Origin of the sequence: Streptomyces sp. NPDC088766, from assembly GCF_044750845.1 — a bacterium.
Taxonomy (GTDB): domain Bacteria; phylum Actinomycetota; class Actinomycetes; order Streptomycetales; family Streptomycetaceae; genus Streptomyces.
In genome coordinates this window covers 47,220-73,911 of sequence record NZ_JBIVKQ010000013.1, presented here as the reverse complement: position 1 = coordinate 73,911, position 26,692 = coordinate 47,220, and the positions used below count along the sequence as shown (strand labels likewise).

The 26,692-nt window shown below is 72.5% G+C and carries 24 protein-coding genes; 9 read left to right on the top strand and 15 right to left on the bottom strand.

The features are described 5' to 3' along the window. Positions 1 to 10: 10 nt before the first annotated feature. The 4 genes from ACIP5W_RS19535 to coxB all read right to left on the bottom strand — a co-directional run bounded on the left by ACIP5W_RS19535 (position 11) and on the right by coxB (position 4,485). On the bottom strand, positions 11 to 1,267 hold the full coding sequence (locus ACIP5W_RS19535; protein WP_401474651.1) for an Ig-like domain-containing protein: 1,257 nt from the start codon (positions 1,265 to 1,267) through the stop codon (positions 11 to 13). A gap of 130 nt (positions 1,268 to 1,397) precedes the next feature. Continuing rightward, a complete protein-coding gene (locus tag ACIP5W_RS19530) occupies positions 1,398 to 1,796 on the bottom strand; it encodes a cytochrome c oxidase subunit 4 (protein WP_363087165.1) in 399 nt (132 codons plus the stop codon). Further along, positions 1,793 to 3,529: a cytochrome c oxidase subunit I gene (gene ctaD / locus ACIP5W_RS19525; RefSeq protein ID WP_401474647.1), complete on the bottom strand. Its 1,737-nt coding sequence runs from the start codon at positions 3,527 to 3,529 to the stop codon at positions 1,793 to 1,795. Before ctaD ends, ACIP5W_RS19530 begins: the two co-directional genes overlap by 4 nt. Beyond that, positions 3,526 to 4,485 carry a cytochrome c oxidase subunit II gene (gene coxB, locus ACIP5W_RS19520; RefSeq protein ID WP_401474644.1) on the bottom strand — a complete coding sequence of 320 codons (960 nt, stop codon included), beginning with the start codon at positions 4,483 to 4,485 and terminating at the stop codon, positions 3,526 to 3,528. The genes ctaD and coxB overlap by 4 nt, the downstream gene beginning before the upstream one ends. A gap of 293 nt (positions 4,486 to 4,778) precedes the next feature. On the opposite strand from coxB, the gene ACIP5W_RS19515 reads away from it, so the two are divergent. Further along, complete coding sequence (locus ACIP5W_RS19515) at positions 4,779 to 6,155, top strand: cysteine desulfurase/sulfurtransferase TusA family protein (protein WP_401474641.1); 1,377 nt, start codon at positions 4,779 to 4,781, stop codon at positions 6,153 to 6,155. Positions 6,156 to 6,223: 68 nt separating this feature from the next. Here ACIP5W_RS19515 and ACIP5W_RS19510 read toward each other — a convergent pair whose 3' ends face one another. Then, entirely contained in the window at positions 6,224 to 7,198 is a 975-nt protein-coding gene (locus tag ACIP5W_RS19510) for a carbohydrate kinase family protein (RefSeq protein ID WP_401474638.1), read from the bottom strand. 129 nt (positions 7,199 to 7,327) lie between these two features. On the opposite strand from ACIP5W_RS19510, the gene ACIP5W_RS19505 reads away from it, so the two are divergent. Both ACIP5W_RS19505 and ACIP5W_RS19500 read left to right on the top strand, forming a co-directional pair. Continuing rightward, the gene (locus ACIP5W_RS19505; RefSeq protein WP_401474635.1) at positions 7,328 to 7,537 is read left to right on the top strand and encodes a hypothetical protein; all 210 of its coding nucleotides are present in this window, start codon (positions 7,328 to 7,330) and stop codon (positions 7,535 to 7,537) included. A 161-nt stretch (positions 7,538 to 7,698) separates the two neighbouring features. Continuing rightward, positions 7,699 to 9,468, top strand: a complete 1,770-nt coding sequence (locus tag ACIP5W_RS19500; RefSeq protein WP_401474632.1) for a hypothetical protein — start codon at positions 7,699 to 7,701, stop codon at positions 9,466 to 9,468. Positions 9,469 to 9,547: 79 nt separating this feature from the next. On the opposite strand, the gene ACIP5W_RS19495 is transcribed toward ACIP5W_RS19500, so the two are convergent. Continuing rightward, positions 9,548 to 9,904 (bottom strand): iron-sulfur cluster assembly accessory protein, encoded by a 357-nt coding sequence (locus ACIP5W_RS19495; protein ID WP_030794551.1) that lies wholly within the window; start codon positions 9,902 to 9,904, stop codon positions 9,548 to 9,550. A gap of 278 nt (positions 9,905 to 10,182) precedes the next feature. On the opposite strand from ACIP5W_RS19495, the gene nadA reads away from it, so the two are divergent. Further along, positions 10,183 to 11,367, top strand: coding sequence for a quinolinate synthase NadA (nadA, locus tag ACIP5W_RS19490; protein WP_401474628.1), 1,185 nt, complete (start codon positions 10,183 to 10,185; stop codon positions 11,365 to 11,367). Between the two features lie 71 nt (positions 11,368 to 11,438). On the opposite strand, the gene ACIP5W_RS19485 is transcribed toward nadA, so the two are convergent. From ACIP5W_RS19485 to ACIP5W_RS19465, 5 genes are all read right to left on the bottom strand, one after another. Then, a complete protein-coding gene (locus ACIP5W_RS19485; protein ID WP_401474625.1) occupies positions 11,439 to 14,543 on the bottom strand; it encodes an efflux RND transporter permease subunit in 3,105 nt (1,034 codons plus the stop codon). Between the two features lie 181 nt (positions 14,544 to 14,724). Further along, positions 14,725 to 15,408, bottom strand: a complete 684-nt coding sequence (locus tag ACIP5W_RS19480) for a response regulator (protein ID WP_401474622.1) — start codon at positions 15,406 to 15,408, stop codon at positions 14,725 to 14,727. Beyond that, positions 15,405 to 16,625, bottom strand: a complete 1,221-nt coding sequence (locus ACIP5W_RS19475) for a sensor histidine kinase (protein ID WP_401474619.1) — start codon at positions 16,623 to 16,625, stop codon at positions 15,405 to 15,407. The genes ACIP5W_RS19480 and ACIP5W_RS19475 overlap by 4 nt, the downstream gene beginning before the upstream one ends. 174 nt (positions 16,626 to 16,799) lie before the next feature. Then, the gene (locus tag ACIP5W_RS19470) at positions 16,800 to 17,078 is read right to left on the bottom strand and encodes a hypothetical protein (RefSeq protein ID WP_401474616.1); all 279 of its coding nucleotides are present in this window, start codon (positions 17,076 to 17,078) and stop codon (positions 16,800 to 16,802) included. A 34-nt stretch (positions 17,079 to 17,112) separates the two neighbouring features. Beyond that, positions 17,113 to 17,883 (bottom strand): PspA/IM30 family protein, encoded by a 771-nt coding sequence (locus ACIP5W_RS19465; protein WP_401475040.1) that lies wholly within the window; start codon positions 17,881 to 17,883, stop codon positions 17,113 to 17,115. 295 nt (positions 17,884 to 18,178) lie between these two features. Here ACIP5W_RS19465 and ACIP5W_RS19460 point away from each other — a divergent pair, with 295 nt between their 5' ends. Beyond that, the gene (locus ACIP5W_RS19460) at positions 18,179 to 18,805 is read left to right on the top strand and encodes a DUF3043 domain-containing protein (protein ID WP_401474613.1); all 627 of its coding nucleotides are present in this window, start codon (positions 18,179 to 18,181) and stop codon (positions 18,803 to 18,805) included. A gap of 83 nt (positions 18,806 to 18,888) precedes the next feature. Then, a complete protein-coding gene (locus ACIP5W_RS19455) occupies positions 18,889 to 19,590 on the top strand; it encodes a class I SAM-dependent methyltransferase (RefSeq protein WP_401474610.1) in 702 nt (233 codons plus the stop codon). 257 nt (positions 19,591 to 19,847) lie between these two features. Here the strand turns inward: ACIP5W_RS19455 and ACIP5W_RS19450 are convergent, their stop codons facing one another. Then, entirely contained in the window at positions 19,848 to 20,060 is a 213-nt protein-coding gene (locus ACIP5W_RS19450) for a hypothetical protein (RefSeq protein ID WP_401474607.1), read from the bottom strand. A 114-nt stretch (positions 20,061 to 20,174) separates the two neighbouring features. Here ACIP5W_RS19450 and ACIP5W_RS19445 point away from each other — a divergent pair, with 114 nt between their 5' ends. After that, positions 20,175 to 21,386: a bifunctional adenosylcobinamide kinase/adenosylcobinamide-phosphate guanylyltransferase gene (locus tag ACIP5W_RS19445; RefSeq protein ID WP_401474604.1), complete on the top strand. Its 1,212-nt coding sequence runs from the start codon at positions 20,175 to 20,177 to the stop codon at positions 21,384 to 21,386. A 365-nt stretch (positions 21,387 to 21,751) separates the two neighbouring features. Here ACIP5W_RS19445 and ACIP5W_RS19440 read toward each other — a convergent pair whose 3' ends face one another. After that, the gene (locus ACIP5W_RS19440) at positions 21,752 to 22,708 is read right to left on the bottom strand and encodes a class I SAM-dependent methyltransferase (protein ID WP_401474601.1); all 957 of its coding nucleotides are present in this window, start codon (positions 22,706 to 22,708) and stop codon (positions 21,752 to 21,754) included. Between the two features lie 149 nt (positions 22,709 to 22,857). Here ACIP5W_RS19440 and cobT point away from each other — a divergent pair, with 149 nt between their 5' ends. Continuing rightward, positions 22,858 to 24,006, top strand: a complete 1,149-nt coding sequence (gene cobT / locus ACIP5W_RS19435) for a nicotinate-nucleotide--dimethylbenzimidazole phosphoribosyltransferase (RefSeq protein WP_401474598.1) — start codon at positions 22,858 to 22,860, stop codon at positions 24,004 to 24,006. A gap of 19 nt (positions 24,007 to 24,025) precedes the next feature. Here the strand turns inward: cobT and ACIP5W_RS19430 are convergent, their stop codons facing one another. Further along, the gene (locus ACIP5W_RS19430) at positions 24,026 to 24,805 is read right to left on the bottom strand and encodes a hypothetical protein (RefSeq protein ID WP_401474595.1); all 780 of its coding nucleotides are present in this window, start codon (positions 24,803 to 24,805) and stop codon (positions 24,026 to 24,028) included. Positions 24,806 to 24,866: 61 nt separating this feature from the next. Here ACIP5W_RS19430 and ACIP5W_RS19425 point away from each other — a divergent pair, with 61 nt between their 5' ends. Continuing rightward, positions 24,867 to 25,676, top strand: coding sequence for an adenosylcobinamide-GDP ribazoletransferase (locus ACIP5W_RS19425; RefSeq protein ID WP_401474592.1), 810 nt, complete (start codon positions 24,867 to 24,869; stop codon positions 25,674 to 25,676). Positions 25,677 to 25,713: 37 nt separating this feature from the next. On the opposite strand, the gene ACIP5W_RS19420 is transcribed toward ACIP5W_RS19425, so the two are convergent. After that, positions 25,714 to 26,487 (bottom strand): endo alpha-1,4 polygalactosaminidase, encoded by a 774-nt coding sequence (locus ACIP5W_RS19420; RefSeq protein ID WP_401475037.1) that lies wholly within the window; start codon positions 26,485 to 26,487, stop codon positions 25,714 to 25,716. Between the last annotated feature and the right edge of the window lie 205 nt (positions 26,488 to 26,692).

Here is a 26,692-nt window from a genome sequence, read left to right as displayed (position 1 = left end):
GCGGGACGTGCTAGACGGCCGTCGGCCAAAGCCTCGAGGTGTCCTCCTGGGGCTTCTGCTTGCCGGCTGTCAGGGCGCTGCCCTCGCGCCACTTCTTCCAGTCCAGGTTCCAGTCGCCGAAGCCGTTGCCGAAGGTCTCCATCGTGTCGCCGTCGCTGTTGACGACCTGGACGATGTCGCCCTCGCGGACGTTCTCGAAGAACCACTCGGCGTTCGCGGTGCTCATGCCCACGCAGCCGTGGCTGACGTTGGCGGAGCCCTGGGAGCCGACGGACCAGGGGGCGGCGTGGACGTACTCGCCGCTCCAGGTGACGCGGGTGGCGTAGTACACGGGCAGGTCGTACGACTCCGAGGAGCCCTCGGCGATGCCGATGCTGGTGCCGCGCATGCGTACGAAGTACTCCTTGCCCAGGACGACCTTGACGCCGTTGCGGGTCTCGAAGCCGGGCTTTCCGGTGGTGACGGGAATCTCCTTCACCTCCTCACCGTTGCGGTACAGCGTGAGGGAGTGCGCGGAGGCGTCGGTGACGGCGATGACGCGGTCGCCGATGGTGAGGGTGACCCCCTTCGACTTCCCGCCCCAGAGCCGGTCGCCGACCTTGATGCCGTCCAGGGTGCTGCGGACGCGGACGGTGGCGTGGGCGGGCCAGTAGTCCTTCGGGCGGTAGTGCAGCGTCTTGTCGTCCACCCAGTGCCAGGCCCCCTGCACGGCGGGCTTGGCGTCGACCTTCAGGGCGCGTTCCACGACGGCCCGCTGGGCGGGGTCCTTGATCGGCCGGCTCAGTTCGGCGGTGACGGGCCGGCCGACGCCGTAGGTGCCCGTGCCGGGACCGAAGGTGACGGTCAGCCGCTTCTTGGCGGTGGGCCTGCCGGTGTCGAAGGTGAGGACCCGGCGGCCGGGGGCGCCGTCCTCGTCCTCGGTGCTCACCCGGACCGTGTAGTGGGCGCCCGCGGCGAGCGGCTCGGTGCTGTGCCAGCGACGGCCGTCGGCGGCGAGTTCGCCCGCCACGTAGCGGCCTGTGGCGTCCAGGGCGGTGACGTCGGTGATCCGCTCGTCGGAGTCCTCCGCCCTGATCTCCAGGGGCTTGTCCGGGTCGGCCTTCTCGGCGTCGCCGCGGGGGACGTTGAACGAGATCCGGTCCGTCGCGTCGTACGGGCGTGAGGCCAGCGGGTTGCCGTCCGAGCCGCAGGCGGTTGCGCCCGCGACCAGGGCGGTCACCAACAGCGTGCAGCCGGCGACGGTGCGGGGGCGGGGTTCGTGGCTCATGGCTCCACGCTAGGGAGCAGCGTCAAACACGGCACGCCGGGTGACACGGACGGGCGATACCGATTACGGCAAAAGCAGGAGCCCGGACGCTCCTTGCGGAGTGTCCGGGCTCTGTCGCGCACGGCGCGTGCTACTGGGTGCGGTTCTCGCCGCGGTAGTACTCGAAGACCCAGCCCCACAGGCCGATGAGGATCAGCGGGGCGGAGAAGTAGAGCAGCCACCAGCCGACCGCGACCCCCAGGAAGGCGAGGGCGCCGCCGATGGCCAGGGAGAGCGGCTGCCAGCTGTGCGGGCTGAAGAAGCCCAGCTCGCCGGCGTCGTCCGCGACGTCCGCCTCCTTGTTGTCCTGGGCACCGGTGTCGACCCGCTTGGCGGTGAAGCCCAGGTAGAAGCCGACCATGATGGACAGGCCGAAGGCCAGGAAGAGGGCCGTCGTACCGGCCGGCTCCTTGGACCAGACGCCGTAGACGGTCGCCATGACGAGCAGGAAGACGCTCAGCCAGATGAACATCTTGCCCTGGATCTTCACTTGCCGGCCTCCTTGCTGCCCGCGACGGCGGCGGCGCCGTGACCGGCGTGCTCCAGCTGCTCGAGCGCTGCGATCTCCGGGTGGTGCAGGTCGAACGCCGGGGATTCACTGCGGATCCGCGGCAGGGTGAGGAAGTTGTGCCGCGGCGGCGGGCAGGAGGTCGCCCACTCCAGGGAGCGGCCGTAGCCCCACGGGTCGTCGACCTGGACCGGCTTGCCGTACTTGGCGGTCTTCCACACGTTGTAGAAGAACGGCAGGACGGACAGGCCGAGCACGAACGAGCTGATCGTCGAGATCGTGTTCAGGGCGGTGAAGCCGTCGGCGGCCAGATAGTCCGCGTAACGGCGCGGCATGCCCTCGGCGCCCAGCCAGTGCTGGACCAGGAACGTGCCGTGGAAGCCGACGAACAGCGTCCAGAAGGTGATCTTGCCGAGGCGCTCGTCGAGCATCTTGCCGGTCATCTTCGGCCACCAGAAGTGGAAGCCGGAGAACATCGCGAAGACGACGGTGCCGAAGACGACGTAGTGGAAGTGCGCCACCACGAAGTACGAGTCCGAGACGTGGAAGTCCATCGGCGGCGAGGCCAGGATGACACCGGTCAGACCACCGAAGGTGAAGGTGATCAGGAAGCCGGTCGCCCACAGCATCGGGGTCTCGAAACTCAGTGACCCCTTCCACATCGTTCCGATCCAGTTGAAGAACTTCACGCCCGTCGGGACGGCGATGAGGAACGTCATGAAGGAGAAGAACGGGAGCAGGACGCCACCGGTGACGTACATGTGGTGCGCCCACACGGTCACGGACAGACCGGCGATCGAGATGGTCGCGGCGATCAGGCCCATGTAGCCGAACATCGGCTTGCGGGAGAACACGGGGATCACTTCGGAGATGATCCCGAAGAACGGCAGGGCGATGATGTACACCTCTGGATGGCCGAAGAACCAGAAGAGGTGTTGCCACAGCAACGCGCCGCCGTTGGAGGCGTCGAAGATGTGGGCGCCGAACTTGCGGTCCGCCTCCAGGGCGAACAGCGCTGCCGCGAGGACCGGGAAGGCCAGCAGGACCAGGACACCGGTCAGCAGGACGTTCCAGGTGAAGATCGGCATGCGGAACATGGTCATGCCCGGGGCGCGCATGCAGATGATCGTGGTGATGAAGTTGACCGAGCCGAGGATCGTGCCGAAGCCGGAGAAGGCCAGGCCCATGATCCACATGTCGGCGCCGATGCCCGGGCTGCGGACCGCGTCCGAGAGCGGGGAGTAGGCGAACCAGCCGAAGTCGGCCGCACCCGAGGGGGTGAGGAAGCCGCCCACGGCGATCAGCGAGCCGAACAGGTACAGCCAGTAGGCGAACATGTTCAGCCGCGGGAAGGCGACGTCGGGGGCACCGATCTGGAGCGGCATGATCCAGTTCGCGAAGCCGGCGAACAGCGGCGTCGCGAACATCAGCAGCATGATCGTGCCGTGCATCGTGAACGCCTGGTTGAACTGCTCGTTCGACATGAACTGCAGGCCCGGACGGGCCAGCTCGGCGCGCATGAAGAGCGCCATCACGCCGCCGATGCAGAAGAACGCGAACGACGTCACGAGGTACAGCGTGCCGATCGTCTTGTGGTCCGTCGTGGTGAGCCACTTGACGGCGACTTCGCCACGGCGCTGGCGCCGGACCGGCAGCTCGTCCTCATAGTAGGACCCTGCTGCGGCGGCACCCTGGGGTTCGTTGAGGATGCTCACAGGATGTTCGACTCCCGGTTCTTCTCGGGGCTCGTCTGCTCGATGCCGGCCGGAACGTAACCGGTCTGCCCCTTCTTGGCGAGGTCCTTCAGGTGCTGCTCGTAGCGCTCGGGGGAGACGACCTTCACGTTGAACAGCATCCGGGAGTGGTCGACGCCGCACAGCTCGGCGCACTTGCCCAGGAAGGTGCCCTGCTTGTTGGGGGTCACCTGGAAGGCGTTGGTGTGGCCCGGGATGACGTCCTGCTTCATCAGGAACGGCACCACCCAGAAGGAGTGGATGACGTCACGCGAGGTGAGGACGAAGCGGACCGTCTTGCCCTCGGGGAGCCAGAGGGTCGGGCCGGGGTTGTCGGTCTGCGGGTTCCGCTCACCGGGGGTGCCGCAGGTGTAGACACCGCCCGCGTCGGCCGGGAAGTCCTTCTTGTACCGGTCCGGGATCGCGGCCAGGTTCTTGTCGGACTTCGCGTCACCGGTGGAACCGTCGACGCTCTCGATGTAGTTGAAGCACCAGCTCCACTGGAAGCCGACCACGTTGACCGTGACGTCGGGCTTCTTGTCGAGGCTGAGCAGCTTCGATTCGTCGCGGGCGGTGAAGTAGAAGAGGACCGAGACGATGATGATCGGGACCACCGTGTACAGGGCCTCGATGGGCATGTTGTACCGGGTCTGCGGAGGTACCTCGACCTTGGTGCGGCTGCGCCGGTGGAAGAAAGCACTCCACAGGATCAGGCCCCACACCAGCACGCCGGTGGCCAGCGCGGCAGCCCATGAGCCCTGCCACAGGGAGAGGATCCGCGGAGCCTCTTCCGTGGTCGGGGTGGGCATACCAAGGCGGGGGAAGTCCTCGTATGTGCAACCGGTTGCGGTCGCAAGGACCAGGCCCGCGGTCAGTGCCTGCAGCAGCTTCCGCCGCATCGGGCGCCGCGGCGAGCGGTCGGAGCCGTTGGGACTCACGTAGCGCCTTCCCGAGAGTCTCGCCCGCGCGGTCGGCTGCGGCCTTCTCGCTGGTAGGTCGCCGCCCTGCGTCGGGCAGGGGTTTGGATGTTTATGCGGACCAAACCCTACTGGACGCGTTTTGGGGTCGCGCGGGGAGGGGTGGGCAACGCGCCGGGGGTCATGCCCAGGGGTGGGAGAGGGCCCCTAATCACTCGGGGATGCGGTCTGTTGGACGCGTGCGTGCGGGTTTGTGGCTGCTCGCGCCGTTCCCCGGCCCGCGGTCCCGCTCCCCCGCGCTCTACCGTTGCCGTGTGCCCTACTTCGACGCCGCCTCCGCCGCCCCGCTCCATCCCGTGGCCCGTCAGGCCCTGTTGGCCTCCCTCGACGAGGGGTGGGCCGATCCCGCACGCCTCTACCGGGAGGGCCGCCGGGCCCGGCTGCTGCTGGACGCCTCCCGTGAGGCCGCGGCGGAGGCGGTGGGGTGCCGGCCCGACGAGGTGGTGTTCACCCCGTCGGGGACGCGCGCCGTGCACAGCGGTGTCGCCGGCGCGCTCGCAGGCCGGCGGCGCGCCGGACGCCACCTGATCGTGTCAGCGGTCGAACACTCCTCCGTGCTCCATTCGGCCGGGGCCTTCGAGTCGGCCGGCGGGACGGTGACCCGGGTGCCGGTGCTGCGGTCCGGCGCGGTGACCGCCGCGTCGTACGCCGGGGCGCTGCGGCCGGACACCGCGCTCGCCTGTCTTCAGTCGGCCAACCACGAGGTGGGGACCGAGCAGCCGGTGGCGGAGGTGGCCGAGGCGTGCCGGGAGGCGGGGGTGCCGTTGTTCGTCGACGCGGCCCAGTCGCTCGGGTGGGGGCCGGTGGCGGGGCCCTGGTCGCTGCTGGCGGCGAGCGCGCACAAGTGGGGCGGACCGTCGGGGGTGGGGCTGCTGGTGGTGCGCAAGGGGGTGCGGTTCGCTCCTGAAGGGCCCGCCGACGAGCGGGAGTCGGGGCGCGCGGCCGGGTTCGAGAACATCCCGGCGATCGTGGCCGCGGTGGCGTCGCTGCGGGCGGTGCGGACGGAGGCGGCGGCCGAGGCGGCGCGGCTGCGGGAGCTGACCGGGCGGATCCGGGCCGCGGTGGCGCGGACCGTGCCGGACGTGGAGGTGGTGGGTGACGCGGAGCGGCGGCTGCCCGGGATCGTCACCTTCTCCTGTCTCTATGTCGACGGGGAGACCCTGCTGCACGAGCTGGACCGGGAGGGGTTCTCCGTCTCGTCCGGTTCGTCCTGCACGAGCAGCACGCTCACGCCGAGTCATGTGCTCAGGGCGATGGGGGTGCTGAGCGAGGGCAACGTGCGGGTGTCGCTGCCGCCGGGGACGGCCGAGGAGGACGTGGAGCGGTTCCTCGCCGTGCTGCCGGGCGTGGTGGCGGGGGTGCGGGACAAGCTCGGGACGCCCACGCCGACGGCCGTCACGGGGGAGGACGAGCTGGTCGTCGACGCCCTCGGCAAGCTCTGCCCGCTCCCCGTCATCGAACTGGCGAAGGTCATCGGTGACGTGCCGGTCGGCGGCACCGTGCGGATCCTGGCCGACGACGAGGCGGCCCGGCTCGACATCCCCGCCTGGTGCCAGATGCGGGGACAGGAGTACGTCGGCGAGGAGCCGGCGGACCGGGGCTCCGCCCATCTGGTCCGCCGGCTCGTCTGAGCCGGCCCGGAGTCCTCCGGGCCGGCTCCGGGTGGGCCGGGGTGGGCCGGGGTGCCGGCCGCCCCGGGTCAGTTCAGGTGCTTCTGGACCTCGGCGGCGGCCTCGTCGCCGTACGCCTTCGCGAAGCGGTCCATGAAGTGGGCGCGGCGGAGCTGGTACTCCTGGGTGCCGATGGTCTCGATGACCAGGGTGGCGAGCATGCAGCCGATCTGGGCGGCGCGCTCCAGGGAGACGTCCCATGCCAGGCCGGAGAGGAAGCCGGCGCGGAAGGCGTCGCCGACGCCGGTGGGCTCGGCCTTGCGCTCCTCCTGCGGGCAGCCGACCTCGATCGGCTCCTCGCCGGCCCGCTCGACGCGCACGCCGCGCGCGCCGAGGGTGGTGACGCGGTGGCCGACCTTGCCGAGGATCTCCTCGTCGCTCCAGCCGGTCTTGGATTCGATGAGGCCCTTCTCGTACTCGTTGGAGAAGAGGTACGTCGCCCCGTCCAGCAGGATGCGGATCTCCTCGCCGCCCATGCGGGCGATCTGCTGGGAGAAGTCGGCGGCGAAGGGGATGTTCCGGGAGCGGCACTCCTCCGTGTGGCGCAGCATCGCCTCGGGGTCGTCGGCGCCGATCAGGACCAGGTCGAGGCCGCCGACGCGGTCGGCGACGGTCTTCAGCTCGATGAGGCGGGCCTCGCTCATCGCGCCCGTGTAGAAGGAGCCGATCTGGTTGTGGTCGGAGTCCGTGGTGCACACGAAGCGGGCGGTGTGCAGGGTCTCGGAGATGCGGACCGAGGCGGTGTCGACGCCGTGCCGGTCCAGCCAGGCCCGGTACTCGTCGAAGTCGGAGCCGGCGGCGCCGACCAGGATGGGCTTCGTGCCGAGCTGCCCCATGCCGAAGGCGATGTTCGCGCCCACCCCGCCGCGCCGTACGTCCAGCTTGTCGACCAGGAAGGAGAGCGAGACCGTGTGGAGCTGGTCCGCGACGAGCTGGTCGGCGAAGCGGCCGGGGAACGTCATGAGGTGGTCGGTTGCGATGGAGCCGGTGACTGCGATGCGCACGGCGTGGACTCTCCTGTGGGAGGGGGATTGACAGTTCACGCTACCCGGTCGACCGTGACCGTTGAAGCGGATGAAACTACCCGATAGTAAATCTTTCTTCGCGCCCCCGACCGTGCATACGGTGCCGTCATGACGAACCTCAAGGTCCACTCGCCCGCTCCGGCCGATCTCGAAGGCGACCTGGCGTCGCTGCGGGGTGACTGCGCCCGGATGGCACCGCACTGGACCGCCCCGGAGAAGCGCGCGGCCCGTCCGGTGCCGCTGTCCCTGATCCACGGCGTGACCGTCCCCGCGACCGCGGCCCGGCTGCTGGAGGCGATGCCGGAGTACGGCAACTGACGCGGGCTCCCCCACGGGCCCTGTACGGGCCGCCTTCCGCGGGCCCTTCTTTCGGCCGGGGCGCGAGCAGGGGAACCGTGCGCTCCCCCGCTGCGTCCCATCGCTGTCCCCCGTGCAGGGGATGTGAGGTACGACAGCGGCGCAGCCGAAGGAGCGATGCGGTGAACACCGAGCGACCCGACAACGACGACGCCGCACGCGGGCCGGAGGACGGACGTGCCCCGCAGGACCGGGGTACGCCGGAGGAGGCGCGTGCGGAGGAGGCCACGGTCGAGGAGACCGCGCAGGCCGGCGAGGCCGAGGCAGCCGGGGCCGAGGGGAGTGCGCATCGGCCCGGCCCGGAGGTGCCCGCCGATGCCCCCGGCACGGCTGCGGAAGCGAGGAGCCTCGGCCCGGCCGGTGCCTCCGACACGGAGGAGCCGGCGGCCCGTCCGGCGCCTCACGCGGGTCCGGACCTGGAGGAGGAGGCCGACGACGCCGTCGTCGGCCGCTCTCCCGGCGACGGCGCCTCCCGGGGCGGTCGCCGGCGCTCCGTCGTCCTCGTCGCCTCCGTCGCCGCCGCCGTACTGCTCGTCGGCGGAGGCGGGGCCTTCCTCGCCTCCCGTGCGGGAGACGGCACCGGTGGCGGTGGCCGGGCGCCCGCGGCGGCCGGCACTCCGTCGGCGCTCGTGCTGGACGACCACGCCCCGGCGTCGGCCCAGGGGAGCCCGCAGGGCATCGCGCCCGGGGAGCCGAACCCGTACGGGGTGACCTACCGGGCCGACGGCACCCTCCCGGCGGGCCCCGGCTCGGCGTCCGTGTACTGGGCGAAGGGCGAGGTGACGCAGACAGAGGTGGCCCGGCTGGCGGGCGCACTGGGGGTCGAGGGCACTCCGGTGGCCGAAGGCCTGACGTGGCGGATCGGTTCCGGGAACGACGGGTCCGGTCCGGTGCTCCGGGTGGAGAAGGGGGCGCCGGGCCTGTGGACGTTCAGCCGGTACGCCCCCGGCACCGACGCCTGCAAGAACGGCTCCGACGTCTGCGCGCCGGAGGCCACGGCCTCGTCCGCGGACCCGGTGAGCGAGGCGGCCGCGAAGAAGGCGGCGGCGCCGGTCCTGAAGGCGGTCGGGCAGGACGACGCCACGATCGACGCGAGCCAGGTCACGGGTGCGCAGCGGGTCGTGAACGCCGACCCCGAGGTCGACGGTCTGCCGACCCACGGCTGGACGACCGGCGTCACCGTGAGCACCCAGGGCGAGATCGTCGCCGGCAGCGGCCAGGTGAAGGCACCGGTCGAGGGGGCGACGTACCCGGTGCTGGGGGCGCAGGAGACGCTGGACCGGATGAACGCGGCGCCGGGGACCGATCCCCGTGCCGGCATCGGCGGCTGCGCCACGCCCGTGCCGGCGCAGGAGCGGCCGGAGAGCCCGTGCGGGACGTCGGCCGGTGTGGCCCTGAAGGAGACGCTCACGGTCGAGGACGCGGTGTTCGGGCTCGCCCCGCACACCTCGGGCGGCCGGCAGGTGCTGGTGCCCTCCTGGCTGTTCTCGGTGCGCGGGGCCGGGGCGGGGGACGCCTACACGGTGACGTATCCGGCGGTCGAGCCGGAGTTCCTGAGCGCACCCCCGGCCGCCACGCCGTCCGCGGCGCCGACCTCGGGCACCGGGACCCGTGACGTGAAGGTCGACGGCTACACGGCCGAGGGCGACGAACTGGTCGTCGGCTTCACGGGCGGGGTGTGCTCCGACTACCGGGCGACGGCGGTGGAGAGCGGGGACCGGGTGAAGGTCACCGTGACCGAGACGCCGTGGCCGGACACCGTCTGCATCAAGATCGCCAAGTTCTTCCACCGGACCGTGCGGCTCGACGAGCCGCTGGGCGACCGGACGGTCGTCGGCCCGGACGGCAAGCAGGTCCCCCTGGAGAAGCCGGGGGCGCGGCTGCCCCGCTAGTGCTGTGACCGGACGACACGCGGAAGGCGGCGGCCCCCCGGGGGGGGCCGCCGCCTTCCGCGTCGAGTACCGGGACGCCCTAGCTGAAGGAGTCGCCGCAGGCGCAGGAGCCCGTCGCGTTCGGGTTGTCGATCGTGAAGCCCTGCTTCTCGATGGTGTCCACGAAGTCGATGGACGCGCCGCCCAGGTAGGGGGCGCTCATGCGGTCGGTGACGACCTTGACGCCGTCGAAGTCCTTGACCACGTCGCCGTCGAGGGAACGCTCGTCGAAGAAGAGCTGGTAGCGCAGGCCGGAGCAGCCACCGGGCTGGACGGCGACACGCAGGGCCAGGTCGTCACGGCCTTCCTGGTCGAGCAGGGCCTTGACCTTCGCCGCGGCGGCGTCGGACAGGATGATGCCGTCGGTGACGGTGCTGGTCTCGTCCGATACGGACATCTACATCTCTCCCGGGTTGTACGGAGACTGCTTGCCGACGGTTTCAACCGGCGGGGCCGCGGATTCATTCCACGGGCCGGGCGAGTTGTCTTCCGCCCGTTCTTTCATGCTCGCACACGCGGGCAGCGGCGAACAGCGGCCCTCGGCGCCCGCGGACGAGCCCGTGCCGGGGCGCGCGGGATTCATGTCACATCGACGCAATGACCATCGTCAAAGTGACGTGAAGCGGGTTATGATAGATAACGTCAGATCGACGAAAAGTAGAAAGGGTGCGTGTCGTGACCACCGCCCAGACCACGGAGCTCGACGTACAGCCGACTCCGCTCGCCCTGTTGCTGCTCGGCCGCGAGGCCGACCCGAAGAGTGAGCGGGGCGTCGAGTGTCCCGGCGACCTGCCCTCCCCGTCCGACCCGGACCTGGTGGAGCGGGCCCGCGCCGCCAAGGAGAAGCTCGGTGACAAGGTCTTCGTCCTCGGGCACCACTACCAGCGCGACGAGGTCATCCAGTTCGCCGACGTCACGGGCGACTCCTTCAAGCTGGCACGGGACGCGGCCGCCCGCCCGGAGGCCGAGTACATCGTGTTCTGCGGTGTGCACTTCATGGCCGAGTCCGCGGACATCCTGACCTCCGACGACCAGAAGGTGGTCCTGCCCGACCTGGCGGCCGGCTGCTCGATGGCCGACATGGCGACGGCCGAGCAGGTCGCCGAGTGCTGGGACGTGCTGACCGAGGCCGGCATGGCCGAGCAGGTCGTGCCCGTCTCGTACATGAACTCCTCCGCGGACATCAAGGCGTTCACCGGCAGGCACGGCGGCACGATCTGCACCTCGTCCAACGCGCAGCGGGCTCTGGAGTGGGCCTTCGCGCAGGGCGAGAAGGTGCTGTTCCTGCCGGACCAGCACCTGGGCCGCAACACCGCCGTCCGCGACATGGGCATGTCCCTGGAGGACTGCGTCGTCTACAACCCGCACAAGCCGAACGGCGGGCTCACCGCCGAGCAGCTGCGCGACGCGAAGATGATCCTGTGGCGGGGCCACTGCTCGGTGCACGGCCGCTTCAGCCTGGAGTCGGTGGAGGACGTCCGCGCCCGCATCCCCGGGGTGAACGTGCTCGTCCACCCCGAGTGCCGGCACGAGGTCGTGGCGGCGGCGGACCACGTCGGCTCGACCGAGTACATCATCAAGGCCCTGGAAGCCGCGCCCGCCGGGTCCAAGTGGGCCATCGGCACGGAGCTGAACCTGGTCCGCCGGCTGGCGAACCGTTTCGCGCCCGAGGGCAAGGAGATCGTGTTCCTCGACAGGACGGTCTGCTTCTGCTCGACCATGAACCGCATCGACCTGCCGCACCTGGTCTGGACCCTGGAGTCCCTGGCCGAGGGCAAGCTGGTCAACCGCATCGAGGTCGACGAGGAGACCGCGGCGTTCGCGAAGCTGGCGCTGGAGCGGATGCTGGCGCTGCCGTAGGGCAGCCCGCGGGACAGACGTCGAGGCCCCGGCCCGCGCACTGCGGACCGGGGCCTCGGTGCGTCCACCGGTCAGACGCCGGCCGTCTCCAGGGTCCTCTCCGGTTCGGCGGCGCGCTTCTTCGCCGCCCGCTTCTGCGCCCGCCGCTCCTTGCGCAGTTCGACCACCGCGTAGAGGGTCGGGACCAGCAGCAGGGTGAGCAGCGTCGAGGTGATCAGACCGCCGATCACGACCACCGCCAGCGGCTGCGCGATGAAGCCGCCCTCACCGGTGACGCCCAGGGCCATCGGCAGCAGGGCGAAGATGGTCGCCAGCGCCGTCATGAGGATGGGCCGCAGCCGGTGGCGGCCGCCCTCGACCACGGCCTCGACCACGCCGTACCCCTGTCCGCGGTACTGGTTGATCAGGTCGATCAGCACGATGGCGTTGGTCACCACGATGCCGATCAGCATCAGCATGCCGATCATGGCCGGGACGCCCATCGGGGTGCCGGTGGCGATCAGCAGGCCGATCGCGCCGGTCGCCGCGAACGGGATGGAGACCAGCAGGATCAGCGGCTGGACCAGTGACCGGAAGGTCGCCACCAGCAGCATGAAGACGATCGCGATCGCCGCGAGCATCGCCAGGGCGAGGTTCTTGAACGCGTCGTCCTGGTCCTGCGAGACACCGCCGATCTCGGCCGTGGCGCCCGCCGGCAGCTTCAGCGCGTCCAGCTTCGACGTCAGGTCCGCGCTCACCGCGCCCGTGTTGTCGCCGGTCGGCCGCGCGGTGACGGTGGCCGCGCGCTGACCGTCGATGCGGGTCATGGCGACGGGGCCGTCGACGAGCCGCACGGTCGCGATGTCGCCGAGCTTCACCGGCCCCAGGGGCAGGGCCCTGAGCTGCGCCAGCGTGGTGGCCGGCCGGGCGGAGGTGATGACGACGTCGCGCTCGGTGTCGTCCAGGGTCGCCTTCGCCGCCGTCGTCCCGCGGACCGCCTGGGTGACCGCCGCGCCCAGCGTCTGCTCGTCGAACCCGGCCGCCGCGGCCTTCGCGTTCGCCTCGACCGAGATGCGCGGCACGCTCTGCGAGAGGTCGCTGGTGACGTCCGTGACGTCGTCCAGGCCGGCCACCGCGGCGCGGACCTGCTCGGCAGCCTTGCGCAGCACCTCGCCGTCGGCCGCCTTCACCACGACGCTCAGGTCCTGGCTGCCGAAGCCGTCACCGGCGGCGACCGTGGTGCTGCCGATGCCGGACAGCTTCTTCAGGCCGTCCTCGATGTGGTCCCGGACGTCCTCGAAGGACGCCGAGTCCTCCAGCATCACCTGGTACGAGGCCTGGTTGGTGTCGGTGCCGCCGCCGAAGGCCGCCATGAACCCGGAGGAGCCGACGGTGACCTGGTAGTCCTTCACGCCCTCGGTGCCGGCGAGGAGTTGTTCGACCTTCCTGGCCCGGGCGTCGGTCGCCGCCAGGCTGGTGCCCGGCTCCAGCTCCTGCTTGACCGTCAGGACCTGCTGCTCGCCCTGGTCGAAGAAGTTGGTCTTCAGCAGCGGCGCCATGCCGAAGGTGCCGATCAGGACGACGACCGCGATCGCCACGCTCGTCAGACGGCGCCGGGTCGCGAACCGCAGGACGGGGACGTAGAAGCGCTGGAGGCGGCTGCGCGCCTCCTTCTCCTCGGCCGCGCGGCGGGCTTCCTCGGCGTCCTCGGGGGTGCCCTTCGGGGGCCGCAGGAACCAGTACGACAGGACCGGGACGACGGTCAGCGACACCAGCAGGGAGGCCAGCAGGGCCGCCGTGACGGTGAGGCTGAACGCGCCGAACAGGGCGCCGACCATGCCGCCGACCAGGCCGATCGGCAGGAACACGGCGACCGTGGTGAGGGTGGAGGAGGTGACCGCGCCGGCCACCTCGCGGACCGCGGTGAGGATCGCGGTCTGGCGCTCCTCGCCGTAGCCGAGGTGGCGCTTGATGTTCTCCAGGACCACGATCGAGTCGTCGACGACCCGGCCGATGGCGATGGTCAGCGCGCCCAGGGTCAGCATGTTGAGCGACAGGTCACGGGTCCACAGCACGATCAGGGCGAGGACCACGGACAGCGGGATGGACACCGCCGTCACCAGCGTCGAGCGGATCGACGCCAGGAAGACCAGGATGACCAGGACCGCGAAGAGCAGGCCGAGCGCGCCCTCCGTGGTCAGGCCCTCGATGGACTTCGACACCGCCGGGCCCTGGTCGCTGACGACCGTGATCGACGCGCCGGCGCCGAGGTCATCGCGCAGAGCGGGCAGCTTGTCGCGGACCGCGTCGGAGATGGCGACCGCGCTGCCGTCGTGGTCCATGGTGACGGCCACGGCGAGGCTGGGCTTGCCGTCGGTGCGGGTGATGGAGGCGGCCGGGGCCTCCTCCTGCTTCACCGTGGCGACGTCGGCGAGGCGGACCGGCTTGCCGCCCGGCCGCGCGGGGATCACCAGGTCCTGGATCTGCCGCAGGGAGGTGTAGCCGCCGCCGACCTGGACGGTGCGGTTGCCGCCGGCCTCGTCGAAGGAGCCCGCGGCGACGGTGACACCGCCGGCCTGGAGGGCCTGGGCGAGGGACTGGGTGGTCAGCCCGGCCTCGGCCAGTTTCGCGTCGGCCGGGGTGACGGTGACCCGGAGGTCGCGCACACCGTCGACGGTGACCTGACCGACGCCGTCGATGTCCTTCAGCGCGGGCACGACCGTCGTGTCCAGGCGGTCGGCGAGGGCCTGCTGGTCCCCGGCCGAGGCGACGGCGAGGACCACGGTCGGGATGTCGTCCGTGGAACCGGCGACGACCTGCGGGTCCACCGAGTCCGGGAGCTGGACGCGGGCCCGGTTGACGGCCTGCTGGACGTCGGCGACGAGCTGCTTGGTGTCGTTGCCGTAGTCGAAGGAGGCCAGGATGACCGCGTTGCCCTCGCTGGCCGTGGAGGTGACGCCGGTGATGCCGTCGACCGCTTCGAGGTTGTCCTCGATGGGCTGGATCACCTGCTTCTCGACGACGTCGGGGGAAGCGCCCTGGTACGGCGCGAGCACCGACACCACCGGCAGTTCGATGGTGGGCAGGAGCTGCTGTTTGAGCTGCGGGATCGCGATCGCCCCGAACACGATCGCGATGATGGACACGAGGCCTATCAGGGCCCGTTGCGCGAGGCTGAACTTCGACAGCCAGGACATGGGTTACAGGTCTCTCTTCTGAAAGCGGCAGAAGCGGCACGGCAGGGACGGAAAGGGACGACGCGAGCACGCATGAGCGCCGTCCCCTACACCCTGAGCCATGGAGAGAGCCCGATCCGTAAGCCCCAGGTCGGTTTCCTTATACGGCGCATACTCCGGGTGCAGTACGGCCGGGTGGAGATCAGTCCACCCTTGGGCGGACCAGCCCGGACTCGTACGCGATCACCACGAGCTGGGCCCGGTCGCGGGCGCCCAGCTTGGCCATCGCCCTGTTGACGTGCGTCTTCACGGTCAGCGGACTGACCTCCAGGCGCTCGGCGATCTCGTCGTTGGAGTGGCCGCCGGCGACCTGGACGAGGACCTCGCGCTCCCGGCCGGTGAGTGCCGACAGCCGCTGCGCCCGGTCCGGGTCACCGCCGTCGCCCCCCGCGTCGCCCTGGGCGAGGAAGCGGGCGATCAGCCCCTTGGTCGCGGCCGGCGAGAGCAGGGCGTCCCCGCCGGCGGCGACCCGGATGGCGTTGAGCAGTTCCTCCGGCTCGCTGCCCTTGCCGAGGAAGCCGGAGGCACCCGCGCGCAGCGACCGCACCACGTAGTCGTCGACCTCGAAGGTCGTCAGGATCACCACCCGGACGTGCGCGAGGGACGGGTCGGCGCTGATCAGACGGGTGGCGGCGAGGCCGTCGGTGCCGGGCATGCGGATGTCCATCAGGACGACGTCGGCACGCTCCTCCTTGGCGAGCCGGACCGCCTGCGCCCCGTCGGACGCCTCACCGACCACCTCCATGTCGGGCTCGGAGTCGACGAGCACCCGGAACGCGCTGCGCAGCAGCGCCTGGTCGTCGGCGAGCAGGACACGGATGGTCACGCGGAGTCCTCGGGGGCGCTGGAGCGGGTCTTGACGGGCAGGATGGCATGGACGCGATAGCCGCCTCCGTAGCGGGGACCGGTGGTGAGGGCGCCGCGCAGGGCGGTGACGCGCTCGCGCATCCCGAGCAGGCCGTGCCCGCCGCCGTCCTCGGGGGCCGGCACGTCCCCGGCGCCGTCGTCGAGGACGGTGACCTCGATGTGGGGGCCGACGCGGACGACGCTGACCTCGGCCCTGGCCTGCGGCCCCGCGTGTTTGCGCACGTTGGTGAGGGCCTCCTGGATGACGCGGTAGGCGGCCAGGTCGACGGCGGCGGGGAGTTCGGTGCCGTGGTCGGAGCGGGCCACCTCGACCTGGAGGCCCGCGTTGCGGAAGGTGCCGGCCAGTTCGTCGAGCCGGTAGAGGCCGGGGGCCGGCTCGGTGGGCGCCTCCGGGTCGCCGGACTGGCGCAGCAGGCCGACCGTGGCGCGGAGTTCGTTGAGCGCGGAGCGGCTGGCCTCGCGGACGTGCGCGAGGGCTTCCTTGGCCTGGTCGGGGCGTTTGTCCATGACGTGGGCGGCGACCCCGGCCTGCACGTTGACCAGGGCGATGTGGTGGGCGACCACGTCGTGCAGGTCGCGGGCGATGCGCAGGCGCTCCTCGGCGACCCGGCGGCGGGCCTCCTCCTCGCGGGTGCGTTCGGCCCGTTCGGCCCGCTCCCGGATGGCGCGCACGACGGCCCGTCGGCTGCGGACGGCGTCCCCGGCGGTGGCGCCGATGCCGGTCCAGGCGAGGATCGCCACGTTCTCCTGGGCGTACCAGGGCAGCGGCCCGGCGAGCATGGCGGCGCCGGTGAGGACGGTCATGGTGAGCAGGCCGACCCGCCAGGTGGTGGGGCGGTCGGTGGTGGAGGCGACGGTGTAGAGGGCGATGACGGCGGACATCGCGACGGGGGCGCGGGGGTCGCCGGTGACGCTCTCGACCACGGAGCAGGTGCCGGTGACCGCGAGGACCGCCAGGGGGGCGATGCGGCGCAGGACGAGGGCGGCGCCGGCGAGGGTGATCAGCAGCAGGCTGAGCGGGTCAGGGGTGCGCAGGCTCCAGCTGACGCCCCGCTGGCCGTGCGGGTCGACGAAGGAACCGGCCAGCATGCACAGCAGTACGGCGGCGGCGAGGGCGGAGTCCAGGGCGAGGGGGTGGGCCTTCAGCCGGCGCCGGGCTCGGGCGAGGGGGGTCAAGGGGGGTCACTTTCCGTACCGTCGCTTTCGTGGCGGTCGCCCGCTTTCGTGGCCGCCGCCGGGACCGCCGCCGGGGGCTGCCGCCCTCGGACCCGGCCGTCGGCCCGGGCGGTCTCGTCCTCGGTCGCCCGACGGGCCGGACACGCGCGCCGCCACCCGGGGAGCGGCCCGCCGTCACCCGGGGATCAGCCCGCCGTCGCTCAGCATCTCCCGGACCTCCTCCAGGCTCGCGTCCGGGGCCGGGAGGATCAGTTCCGACGGTTCCAGGGCGTCGTCGGGAAGGGGCTCGCCGAAGCGGCGGACGGCGTCCAGGAGGGCACCGAGGGTGCGGTGGAAGCCGTCGTCGTCGCCGCCCTCCATCTCGGCCAGCAGTTCGTCGTCCAGCTTGTTCAGCTCGGCGAAGTGGGAGTCGGCCAGCGTCCACTGGCCCTCCCCCATGATCCGGACGATCATGTCGGCCTCCTCGGCTCCGGCCCCGGCGCCGAAGCTACTGCTTGTCGAAGCGCGGGGTGTCCTGCGGCTGCTGCCGGCTCTGCGACGGGTCGGTGCCGCCTTCGATGGCCTGCTGCCCCGACGAGGGGCCGCCGGCCAGCTCCGCCTTCATGCGCTGGAGCTCCAGCTCTACATCCGTACCACCGGAGAGCCGGTCCAGCTCGGCCTGGAGGTCGTCCTTGGCGATGCCGGTGGGGTCGTCCAGGGCGCCGGAGGCGAGGAGTTCGTCGAGGGCGCCGGCCCGGGCCTGGAGCTGGGCCGTCTTGTCCTCGGCGCGCTGGATCGCCAGCCCGACGTCCCCCATCTCCTCGGAGATGCCCGAGAAGGCCTCCCCGATCCGGGTCTGCGCCTGCGCCGCCGTGTAGGTGGCCTTGATGGTCTCCTTCTTGGTGCGGAAGGCGTCCACCTTGGCCTGGAGGCGCTGGGCCGCAAGGGTGAGCTTCTCCTCCTCGCCCTGGAGCGTCGAGTGCTGCGTCTCCAGGTCGGTGACCTGCTGCTGGAGGGCGGCACGGCGGGAGAGCGCCTCACGGGCCAGGTCCTCGCGGCCCAGCGCGAGCGCCTTGCGGCCCTGGTCCTCCAGCTTGGAGGACTGCGACTGCAACTGGTTCAGCTGGAGTTCCAGTCGCTTGCGCGAGGTGGCCACGTCCGCGACACCGCGGCGGACCTTCTGGAGGAGCTCCAGCTGCTTCTGGTACGAGTAGTCGAGGGTTTCGCGCGGGTCCTCGGCCCGGTCAAGGGCCTTGTTCGCCTTCGCGCGGAAGATCATCCCCATACGCTTCATGACACCGCTCATGGGCTTCGCGCGCCCCCTTCTGACGTCCAGCTCCAGCTCTGCGACAGAACCCACAGTACGGGCCCTGCTTCCATTGACGCACTGTTCGAGGACAGATGCGCTCATCCCCAAGGACGACTGACCAAGGCCTTGCTCCGGCGTAAGGAGTAGGTGACCTTCGGGGTGACCGTCGCGCCACCGCTCGTCCCCTCTCCACCGGTTCGTCCCGGGTCCGTCCTCACTTCAGACGACTGGTGTTGCCGGATCGTTCCCCGCCCGGCTGGGGTCCATGCCCGGGGAGCGCTTACCCTTGGGTTTTGTGTTCCGTAGCCGTGCCAAGGAAGAGAAGGCCCCGGTAGCCGACAAGGCGCCGGCCGACTCCAAGCAGACCCGCGACCCGCAGGCCCCGAAGGGCAGGCCCACGCCCAAGCGCAGTGAGGCCCAGTCCCAGCGCCGCAGCGTCGCCAACACCTCGTTGTCGCGCAAGGACGCCGCCAAGCGTCAGCGCGAGGAGCGCCGAGCCCAGCTGGAGCGCCAGCGTCAGGCGCTGGCGGGCGGTGACGAGCGGTTCCTGCCGGCCCGCGACAAGGGTCCGGTGCGCAAGTTCGCGCGCGACACCATCGACTCGCGGTTCAACGTGGCGGAGTTCTTCCTGCCGATGGCCGTGGTCATCCTGGTGCTGAGCATGGTCCGGGTGGGCTCGCTCCAGACGACCGCGCTGCTGCTGTGGCTCGTGGTGATCGTGCTGATCGTGCTGGACTCGCTCGTGACCGGGTTCCGTCTCAAGAAGCGGCTCGCCGAGCGCTTCCCCGACCAGAACCGGCGGGGCGCGGTGGCCTACGCGCTCATGCGCTCCCTCCAGATGCGTCGGCTCCGGCTGCCCAAGCCGCAGGTCAAGCGCGGAGAGCGGCCCTGAGCACCGGTTCTTTCTCCGGGGGTGCGGCGAAGGCCTGGCTGAGCAGGCTCGGCGGACTGCGTGATGTCGTACGGCAGGAGCTGGTGGCCCGGCAGCTCGACGAACAGATAGCCGGGCGGTATCCGGTCGGGCAGCGGCTGCGCGTGCTCGACGTGGGGATGGGACAGGGCACGCAGGCGCTGCGGCTGGCCCGGCTCGGTCACCAGGTGACCGGCCTGGAACAGGACGCGACGATGATCGCCGCGGCCCGTGAGGCCCTGGGCGGGGAGCCCGAGGGCATCCGGGAGCGGATGCGGATCATGGAGGGCGACGGCCGGGACACCGGTGCGCACTTCCCGCCCGGCAGCTTCGACGTGGTGCTCTGCCACGGCGTGCTCATGTACGTCCAGGAGCCGGATCCCCTGCTCGCGGGCCTCGCGCGCGTGCTGGCCCCCGGCGGGCTGCTGTCCCTCCTGGTCCGCAACGCCGACGCGCTGGCCATGCGGCCGGGGCTGGGCGGGGACTGGGCGGGCGCCCTGAGCTCCTTCGACACCACGGCGTATCGCAACCGGCTGGGCCTCGACGTCCGCGCGGACCGCCGGGAGACCCTGACCGCGACCCTCGCGGGCATCGGGGCACCGCTGCACACCTGGTACGGCGTGCGGGTCTTCACGGACACGGCGGTGGACGGCGCGGACGTCCCCGAGGACCTGGAGCCGCTGCTGGCGGCGGAGGAGCGGGCGGGCCGGACGGACCCGTACCGCGGTGTGGCGGCGCTGCTGCACCTGTGCGGGGTGCGGGGCTGAGAGGCTCCCCGAGGACCGGTCGGGTGCCGGGGCCCGGCGGGTCTGCGGGACCTCGCCGTGGGAGACGCCGCCCCGAGTGCGGCCCGGCGGGCGGGACACGGCCCCGCGGGCGGAGGCCGGTCGCTTCCACCCGCGACTTCACCCGCAACGGCGACGGGCGGACGGCCGGCGCGCCGCCGGACGAGCGGTGACGGGGGCGGTCGGGGCGGGGTGAGCGGGGTGGCCGTCGACCGGCCACCCCGGGCCGGGGGCCTGTCCTACGACTCGTCGGCGTGCAGGTTCATCGGGCCGTAGATCTCCGTGGCGTCCTCGGACAGCCGGACCTGGTCCGCGCCGCCTTCGAGCAGGGCCTTCCAGTGCTCCCCGAGCCAGGACTCGGCGTCCCCCTGGGTGGTGAACTCCTCCGGCTGCACCGCGGGCTGGACCTCCGTCCCGTCGGCCTTCTCGAACCGCCACGTCCATGCCGCCATGTACGCCTCCAACGTGTGAGCGCATGCAGAGCAGAAGCCGGATCATGGTCCGGCTCCTGGCACGCAGCCTAGCCGGATGCGCAAGACCTGATCGGACGCGCGAAAATCAGGTCCGTGGAAGTGACTCTGCTCGGTACCGGTGCCCCCGCGGGACTCCCCCGCCCCGACTGTCCCTGTGCCGTCTGCGCGACCTCCCTCGGGGTGGACGCCCGGGCGGCGACCGCGGTGCTCGTGGACGGGGCGCTGCTGCTCGACCTCACGCCGGGCGCGGCCTTCGCCGCGGCGCGCTCCGGGCACTCCCTGGGCGGGGTACGGCAGGTGCTGCTGTCGCATCCGCACGACGGACCCGCGGTCGAGGTGCCGGCCGGGCTGCCGCAACCCGTCCGGGTGCCGGACGGAAGGGAGTTGACGCAGCTGACGGGGCATCGGGTGCGGGCGGTGGCGATGGACGCGCCCGGTACGGGGTACGCCGTGACCGGCCCGGGCGGGCAGCGGCTGCTGTACCTGCCGCCGGGCGGCGCGCCGGCCGGGCTGGAGGAGGGCGGGGAGCCGGCCGAGCGGTACGACATGGTCCTCGCCGACGTGGTGGGGCGGCCGGACGCGCTGGCGAAGCTGCGGGCGGTGGGCGCGGTGGGGCCCACGACGGACGTCGTCGCGGTGCATCTGGACCACGACGTGCCCCCGGGGCCGGAGTCGCGGCGCCGGCTGGCCGCGGCGGGGGCGCGGGCGGTGCCGGACGGATCGACGCTGACGGTGGGGGTGTACGAGGAGGTGCCGGACGTGCCGCGGCGGACCCTGGTGCTGGGCGGCGCGCGGTCGGGGAAGTCGGTGGAGGCCGAACGGCGGCTGGAGTCCTTCCCCGACGTGCTGTACGTCGCGACCGGCGGGTCGCGGGGCGGGGACGGCGAGTGGGCGGCACGGGTCGCCACGCACCGGGAGCGGCGGCCGGGGTCGTGGCGGACGGTCGAGACGTGCGACCTGGTGCCGCTGCTCGCGCAGGACGGGGCGCCGCCCCTGCTGATCGACTGTCTGTCGCTGTGGCTGACCGACGCGATGGACTCCGTCGGCGCCTGGGACGACGCGGTGTGGGCGGACGGCGGTGAGCGCGAACTGCGCTCCCGGGTGGCGGAGTTGGCGGGAGCGGTGCGGGGGACCCGGCGGCCGGTGGTGCTGGTGTCGAACGAGGTGGGGTCCGGGATCGTACCGGCCACGGCGTCGGGACGGCGCTACCGGGACGAGCTGGGACGGCTGAACGCGGCTGTCGCGGGCGAGTGCGAGGAGGTGCTGCTGGTGGTGGCGGGACAGGTGCTGGTGCTACGGGGCTGACGCGCCGGCGCGCCTCCGGGGGCGGTGGGCCGATACCGGGACCCGGTGCCGGGACCCGGTGCCGGGTCCGGTGCCGGGTCCGGTGCCGGGGCCAGGGCCCGGCGGGGGGCGCGGCACGGCGGGGGCGCGGCACGGCCCGGAACCGCAGGAGGGCTCCCCGGCTCCCGGCTCGCTCGGGCGGGGCTCCGGCACACGCCCGTGCGGCTCCGGGCGGCACGCCTGCCTGCGGACGACAGAGGGGGCCGCGGGCCGGGGCTTCGCTCCCGCGCGACCGCCGCCGGGCATGAGGACGGGGCGCACAGGACGGGGCGCGCAGGGCGGGGTTCCGGCGGCGGGGGCCGGGGCGGCCGCCACCGGTGCCGGGGTCAGTTCTTGCGGGCGATCACCCGGTACGTGTTGGAGAAGCGGGTGTGGCGGAGCAGGGGGGCCAGCGCGTGGTCCAGGGCGCCCGCCGCGGTGACCAACGGGGCGGCGGCTCGCAGCAGGGCCGTACGGGGGGCCGGGACCGAGTGGGACAGGGACAGGGCGAGGGCCGCCGCGAGGTCGTGGGGGACGTGGGCGCCGCTGCGGTCGGCCGTGACGACGGTGCAGCCCCGGGACTCGAGTTCGGCGCGGAGGTTGGGCAGCGGGATGAGGTGGAGGTGGCGCGGCTGCCCGTGAGCCACCCACCACTTGCCGAGCAGCGCCGCGAACGCGCTGCGCGGCTCGGGCAGTTCGAGGAGCAGATGTCCGCCGGGCCGCAGCGCGAGGAGCGCGGCACGGAGTTCCGCGCGCGGGTCGAGGGTGTGCTCCACATGGCCGAGCATGCTGACGACGTCGTAGCGGGCGCGCAGCCGTGCGCCGGTGGCGGGGTCGGTGAGCTGCCCCTGGTGGGCCTCCTCCACACGGCCGGCCTCCCGGGCCCGGACGACCCGCGCGGTGGGGTCGAGCCCGTCGAAGGAGGTGTAGGCGAAGACCTCCTTCGCCACCTCGGGGAACAGCGCGTCCCCCGTGCCCACGTCCAGCCAGCTCTCCGGCTCGGAGAAGGGCAGCATCGCGCGGGCGGTGGCCACCAGCCGGCGCCGCCGCGTGCGGGTGGCGAGGACGCGTTCGGCGGAGCCACCGGGCAGGCCCCCCGCCGGGGGGCGCTGGTAGAGGGCGAGCCCCTCCGCGGTCAGTCGCGGGTTCTGGAAGGTGTGGGCACAGTCCCGGCATTCGTCGACGGCGAAGGTGCCGGGCCGGTGCTGGAGCAGGTCGGACGCGCGCAGGCGGGTGCGCAGGCGTTTCGAGCCGCACCAGGGGCAGTCGTCGCGGCGCGGCTCGTGGATGGGCCTGGGGGGCATGAGCGGCTCCGTGGAGGGGCGTCGAGGGATGCGGCAATTCGCAGTAAAACGGAACGTATGGGATGCCGATCTTGGGTGCAAAGACGTCATGGGGGTGTGGTGCCGATGTGGCGCCGAACCGTTCGATCGGTGCCGGTACTGTTCGGCGAATGAGCTCGCTGAATCTCGACGACTTCACCGATCTGATCGAGCGCCCCGACGGCGGGGTGCGCCGCGACGCGGAGGCCCGCCGGGAACGCCTGGTCGTGCCGCCCGGATCGCTGGGCCGCCTCGACGACCTGGGCGAGTGGCTGGCGGCGGCGCAGGGTTCGGTGCCCGTACGGCCGGTCGTACGGCCGCGGGTGGTGCTGTTCGCCGGCGATCACGGGATCGCCGAACTGGGCGTCTCGGCGCGTCCGGCGGGCAGCGCGGCGGAGCTGGTGCGCCAGGTGCGCGAGGGCGGCCGGCCGGTGTCGGTGCTCGCCGGGCGGCTCGGCGTCCCCGTGCGCGTGGTGGACATGGCGCTGGACTGCCCGCCGGAGACGTTCCCCGAGGACGTCGTACGCCACCGGGTGCGGCGCGGCAGCGGCCGTATCGACGTCGAGGACGCGCTGACCGCGGAGGAGGCCGAGGCGGCCTTCCTCGCCGGGGTCGCGGTGGCCGACGAGGAGGCCGACTCCGGGACGGATCTGGTCGTGCTCGGCGACGTCAGCGTGGGCGGGACGACGGCGGCGGGCGTGCTGGTGGCCGCGCTGTGCGGGACCGACGCGTCCGTGGTGACCGGGCGGGGCGGCCTGGCGATCGACGACCTGGCGTGGATGCGCAAGTGCGCGGCGATCCGGGACGCGTTGCGGCGGGCGCGGCCGGTGCTCGGGGACCAGGTGCAGCTGCTGGCGACCGTGGGCGGCGCGGACCTCGCCGCGATGACGGGCTTCCTGCTCCAGAGCGCCGTCCGCAAGATGCCGGTGGTGCTGGACGGCGTCGTGGCGGCGGCGTGCGCGCTCGTGGGGCAGCGGATCGCGTTCCGGGCCCCGGACTGGTGGCTGGCCGGTCAGCGCAGCGGGGAGCCGGGGCAGGCGAAGGCGCTGGACCGGATGGCGCTGGAGCCGCTGCTGGACCAGGGCGTGACGGTGGGCGAGGGCGCGGGGGCGCTGCTGGCGCTGCCGCTGGTGCAGGCCGCCGCCGCCCTGGCCGCCGAGCTGCCGGAGAAGCCCGGAGCACCCCGGGAGCCCGAGCAGGCCGAGGGACCCGAGGGACCCGAGGGACCTGCCGGGAAGGTGTCCGCCGGGGAGCCCGCCGAGGCGTTCGGCACGGAGTAGCCACCGGGGCCCGCGGCCGTCACGGCGGCGCGTCAGTGCGGTGCTCGGCGGCCCGGCTCAGCTCGGCGTCGGTCTTGCCGCCCAGCCAGTCACCGAGCACCCGGCGCGGGCCTGCCCAGCGGCGGTCGTGGTGGTAGGCCCGCAGCACCGCCCGGGCACGGGCGCGGGGGCGCCTGCGGTAGAAGCGGCGGGCCCACGGCGAGTCGGGACGGGCCACCCGGACGAGGCCGAACAGGGCGACGAACGGGACGAACACGCTGAAGACCGCCAGCTTCACCTTGCCCTTGCTCAGTACGGCCAGGGCGAACAGGAAGTTGACGGCCACGGTCGACAGCACGGTGCCCCGGTCCTGGAGTTCCTCGTCGCTGAGGTCGTTGACGCCGAACGGCGCGAAGCCGACCAGCACCAGGCCGACGAGGGCCGCCGTCACGACGACGACCTCCACGCTCTTGCGGCCGGCCTCCGTCCAGTACACGTCGTCGAGGTGCAGGACCAGCGCGAACTCGTCCAGGACCAGGCCCGCGCCGATGCCGAAGACCGCCGCGCAGACGTACGAGCCGAAGCCGCTCCGGCCGCTGGCCACCGCGCCGAAGCCGCCGACGACGGTGAGCACGACGCCGGGCACCACGTGGTGGATGTGCACCCCGCCCGCGCTGACGTTGCCGAACGGACCCCTGCCCGCGCGGATCAGGCGGGTGATGACCCGGGTGATCACGAAGGTCAGGACGAAGGAGGCGAGGGCGATGAGCAGGGGGAGCTTGCCCGGCTCGACGATGTTGCGCTGCAGCCAATCTCCCATAGGCGCATTTTCGTCCCGGGCGCCCCGGGGCGCCCGTCCGACCGCCGGGTAACCTGCGCCGGTGTCCACGACCCCGCCCTCCACGCCGCCTTCCCCGTCCTCCGGCCTCGACGGTCTCCGCTTCGCCTTCGGCACCCTCACCGTCCTCCCGGTCCGGGTGACCCGCTGGGACCGCGGGGCCGCGCGCGGGGGCATGCTCGCGGCCCCGCTGGCCGGGCTGGCCGTCGGCGGCTGCGCGGCCGGGCTCGGGCTGCTGCTCCTGCTCCTCGGCGCGGGCCCGCTGCTCGCCGCCGTCGCCTCCGCCGCCGTACCCGCCGCCCTCACCCGCGGCCTGCATCTCGACGGGCTGGCCGACACCGCGGACGGGCTGGGCAGCGGCAGGCCCGCGGACGACGCGCTGCGGATCATGAAGCAGTCGGACATCGGGCCCTTCGGCGTGCTCACCCTCGTCCTCGTCCTGCTCGCCCAGGTCGCCGCGCTGGCCCAGCTCTACGGCTCCTCCTGGGCCCGGGGCGCCCTGGCGGCCGTCGCCTGCGCGGTCGCCGCCCGGCTGGCGCTCACCCTCGCCGCCCGCGCCGGCGTGCCCGCGGCCCGGCCGGAGGGGCTCGGCGCGGCGGTCGCCGGGGTGGTCCCGGTGCGCGGCGCGCTGGCCGTGGCGGCGGGCTGCCTCGCGGCCGCGGCGGCCGGGGGCGCCCTGCTCGGCCCGTTCGACGCCGTCCGCACGCCCGTCGCGGTCGTCCTCGCCGTCGTCGCCGCCGAACTGCTCCTGCGCCACTGCACGCGTCGCTTCGGCGGGGTCACCGGCGACGTCTTCGGCGGCCTGGCGGAGACGGCGGCCACGACGGCACTGGTGGTGCTCTGCCTCGGCTAGGACTTCCGAAGGTAACGAGGGTGACGAGGGTGTCCGGCTAACAGGCCTCGCGCCACGCCGTGAGTTCGTACTCCTTCCGCAGGGAACTCAGTTTCAGGCGGCGGGACTCGGCGCAGAAGCGGCTCGTGGGGAGCTCGTACTCGACGTGAAAGACGGCCTTGCCCGCCTCGACGAACGGGGTCGTCCTCGCGCACTCGCCGTACTGGGCGCACTGTTCGTTGACCGCGAAGTCGAAGTCGTCGACGAGTTCGGGGATCTGGTCGAGGTCGTTCTTCAGCCCGACGGACAGGCCCCGGTCGTGGGCGAGCCGGGCGATCAGCCGGTTGTAGCGGAGCTGGTCGGCGGCCGTCAGCGGGAAACCGGTCCCGTTGCGGTAGCCGTCCATGTTGTCCGGTTCCACCGCGTCGAAGCCCTTGTCGCGGCACATGTCGAGCCGGGCCGCCATCAGCGGTTCGAGGACGTCGGTACGGCGGATGTCCAGCCAGCGTTCCCCCTCCCAGCCGTTGCCCTCGCCCAGGACCGCCCGCGGGAACCTGCCGGCGTCCGGGCGCCAGTCCTCCCAGGCACCGGTGGACAGGTAGCAGATGACCTTGCGGCCGTCCTCGTGCAGTCCGGCGACGGCCGCCGCGCTCTGGTCGAAGCCGTCGATGTCGTACACCGGCACGTCGACGGAGGTGTCCAGACGCCCCCTCAGCTGCCACTGCCAGCCGGTGCCGGGACGCGGCCGCCAGCGGTCCCCCTCCGCGGGCTCCCCGTCCGGCGCGGACGCGCAGCCCGCGAGCAGCAACAGCAGGACGGGCAGCAGGACCATGCGTCTCACGGACGGGCTCCAGGGTGGGCGACGGCGGCTCCCGCCATGATCCCCCGCCGCCGCCCGGCACGGGACGCCGCCCTCCACCGCACCCGAGAGGTGTGACCGCGTCAGCCGGATGCGAGGATCGGGGAGTGGCCACGACGCCACCGACAGGTGAACGCTCCCGTGCACGAGCGAACGCTCACGCACGCGTACGCTCGTC

Bases quoted from the DNA above. Each gene is read 5' to 3' on its own strand.
- ACIP5W_RS19535 (WP_401474651.1), bottom strand. From the start codon at position 1,267: ATGAGCCACGAACCCCGCCCCCGCACCGTCGCCGGCTGCACGCTGTTG.
- ACIP5W_RS19430 (WP_401474595.1), bottom strand. From the start codon at position 24,805: ATGGGAGATTGGCTGCAGCGCAACATCGTCGAGCCGGGCAAGCTCCCC.
- ACIP5W_RS19470 (WP_401474616.1), bottom strand. From the start codon at position 17,078: ATGATCGTCCGGATCATGGGGGAGGGCCAGTGGACGCTGGCCGACTCC.
- ACIP5W_RS19460 (WP_401474613.1), top strand. From the start codon at position 18,179: ATGCCCGGGGAGCGCTTACCCTTGGGTTTTGTGTTCCGTAGCCGTGCC.
- ACIP5W_RS19440 (WP_401474601.1), bottom strand. From the start codon at position 22,708: ATGCCCCCCAGGCCCATCCACGAGCCGCGCCGCGACGACTGCCCCTGG.
- ACIP5W_RS19485 (WP_401474625.1), bottom strand. From the start codon at position 14,543: ATGTCCTGGCTGTCGAAGTTCAGCCTCGCGCAACGGGCCCTGATAGGC.
- ACIP5W_RS19505 (WP_401474635.1), top strand. From the start codon at position 7,328: ATGACGAACCTCAAGGTCCACTCGCCCGCTCCGGCCGATCTCGAAGGC.
- ACIP5W_RS19495 (WP_030794551.1), bottom strand. From the start codon at position 9,904: ATGTCCGTATCGGACGAGACCAGCACCGTCACCGACGGCATCATCCTG.
- ACIP5W_RS19420 (WP_401475037.1), bottom strand. From the start codon at position 26,487: ATGGTCCTGCTGCCCGTCCTGCTGTTGCTGCTCGCGGGCTGCGCGTCC.
- ACIP5W_RS19450 (WP_401474607.1), bottom strand. From the start codon at position 20,060: ATGGCGGCATGGACGTGGCGGTTCGAGAAGGCCGACGGGACGGAGGTC.
- ACIP5W_RS19465 (WP_401475040.1), bottom strand. From the start codon at position 17,883: ATGATCTTCCGCGCGAAGGCGAACAAGGCCCTTGACCGGGCCGAGGAC.
- cobT (WP_401474598.1), top strand. From the start codon at position 22,858: ATGAGCTCGCTGAATCTCGACGACTTCACCGATCTGATCGAGCGCCCC.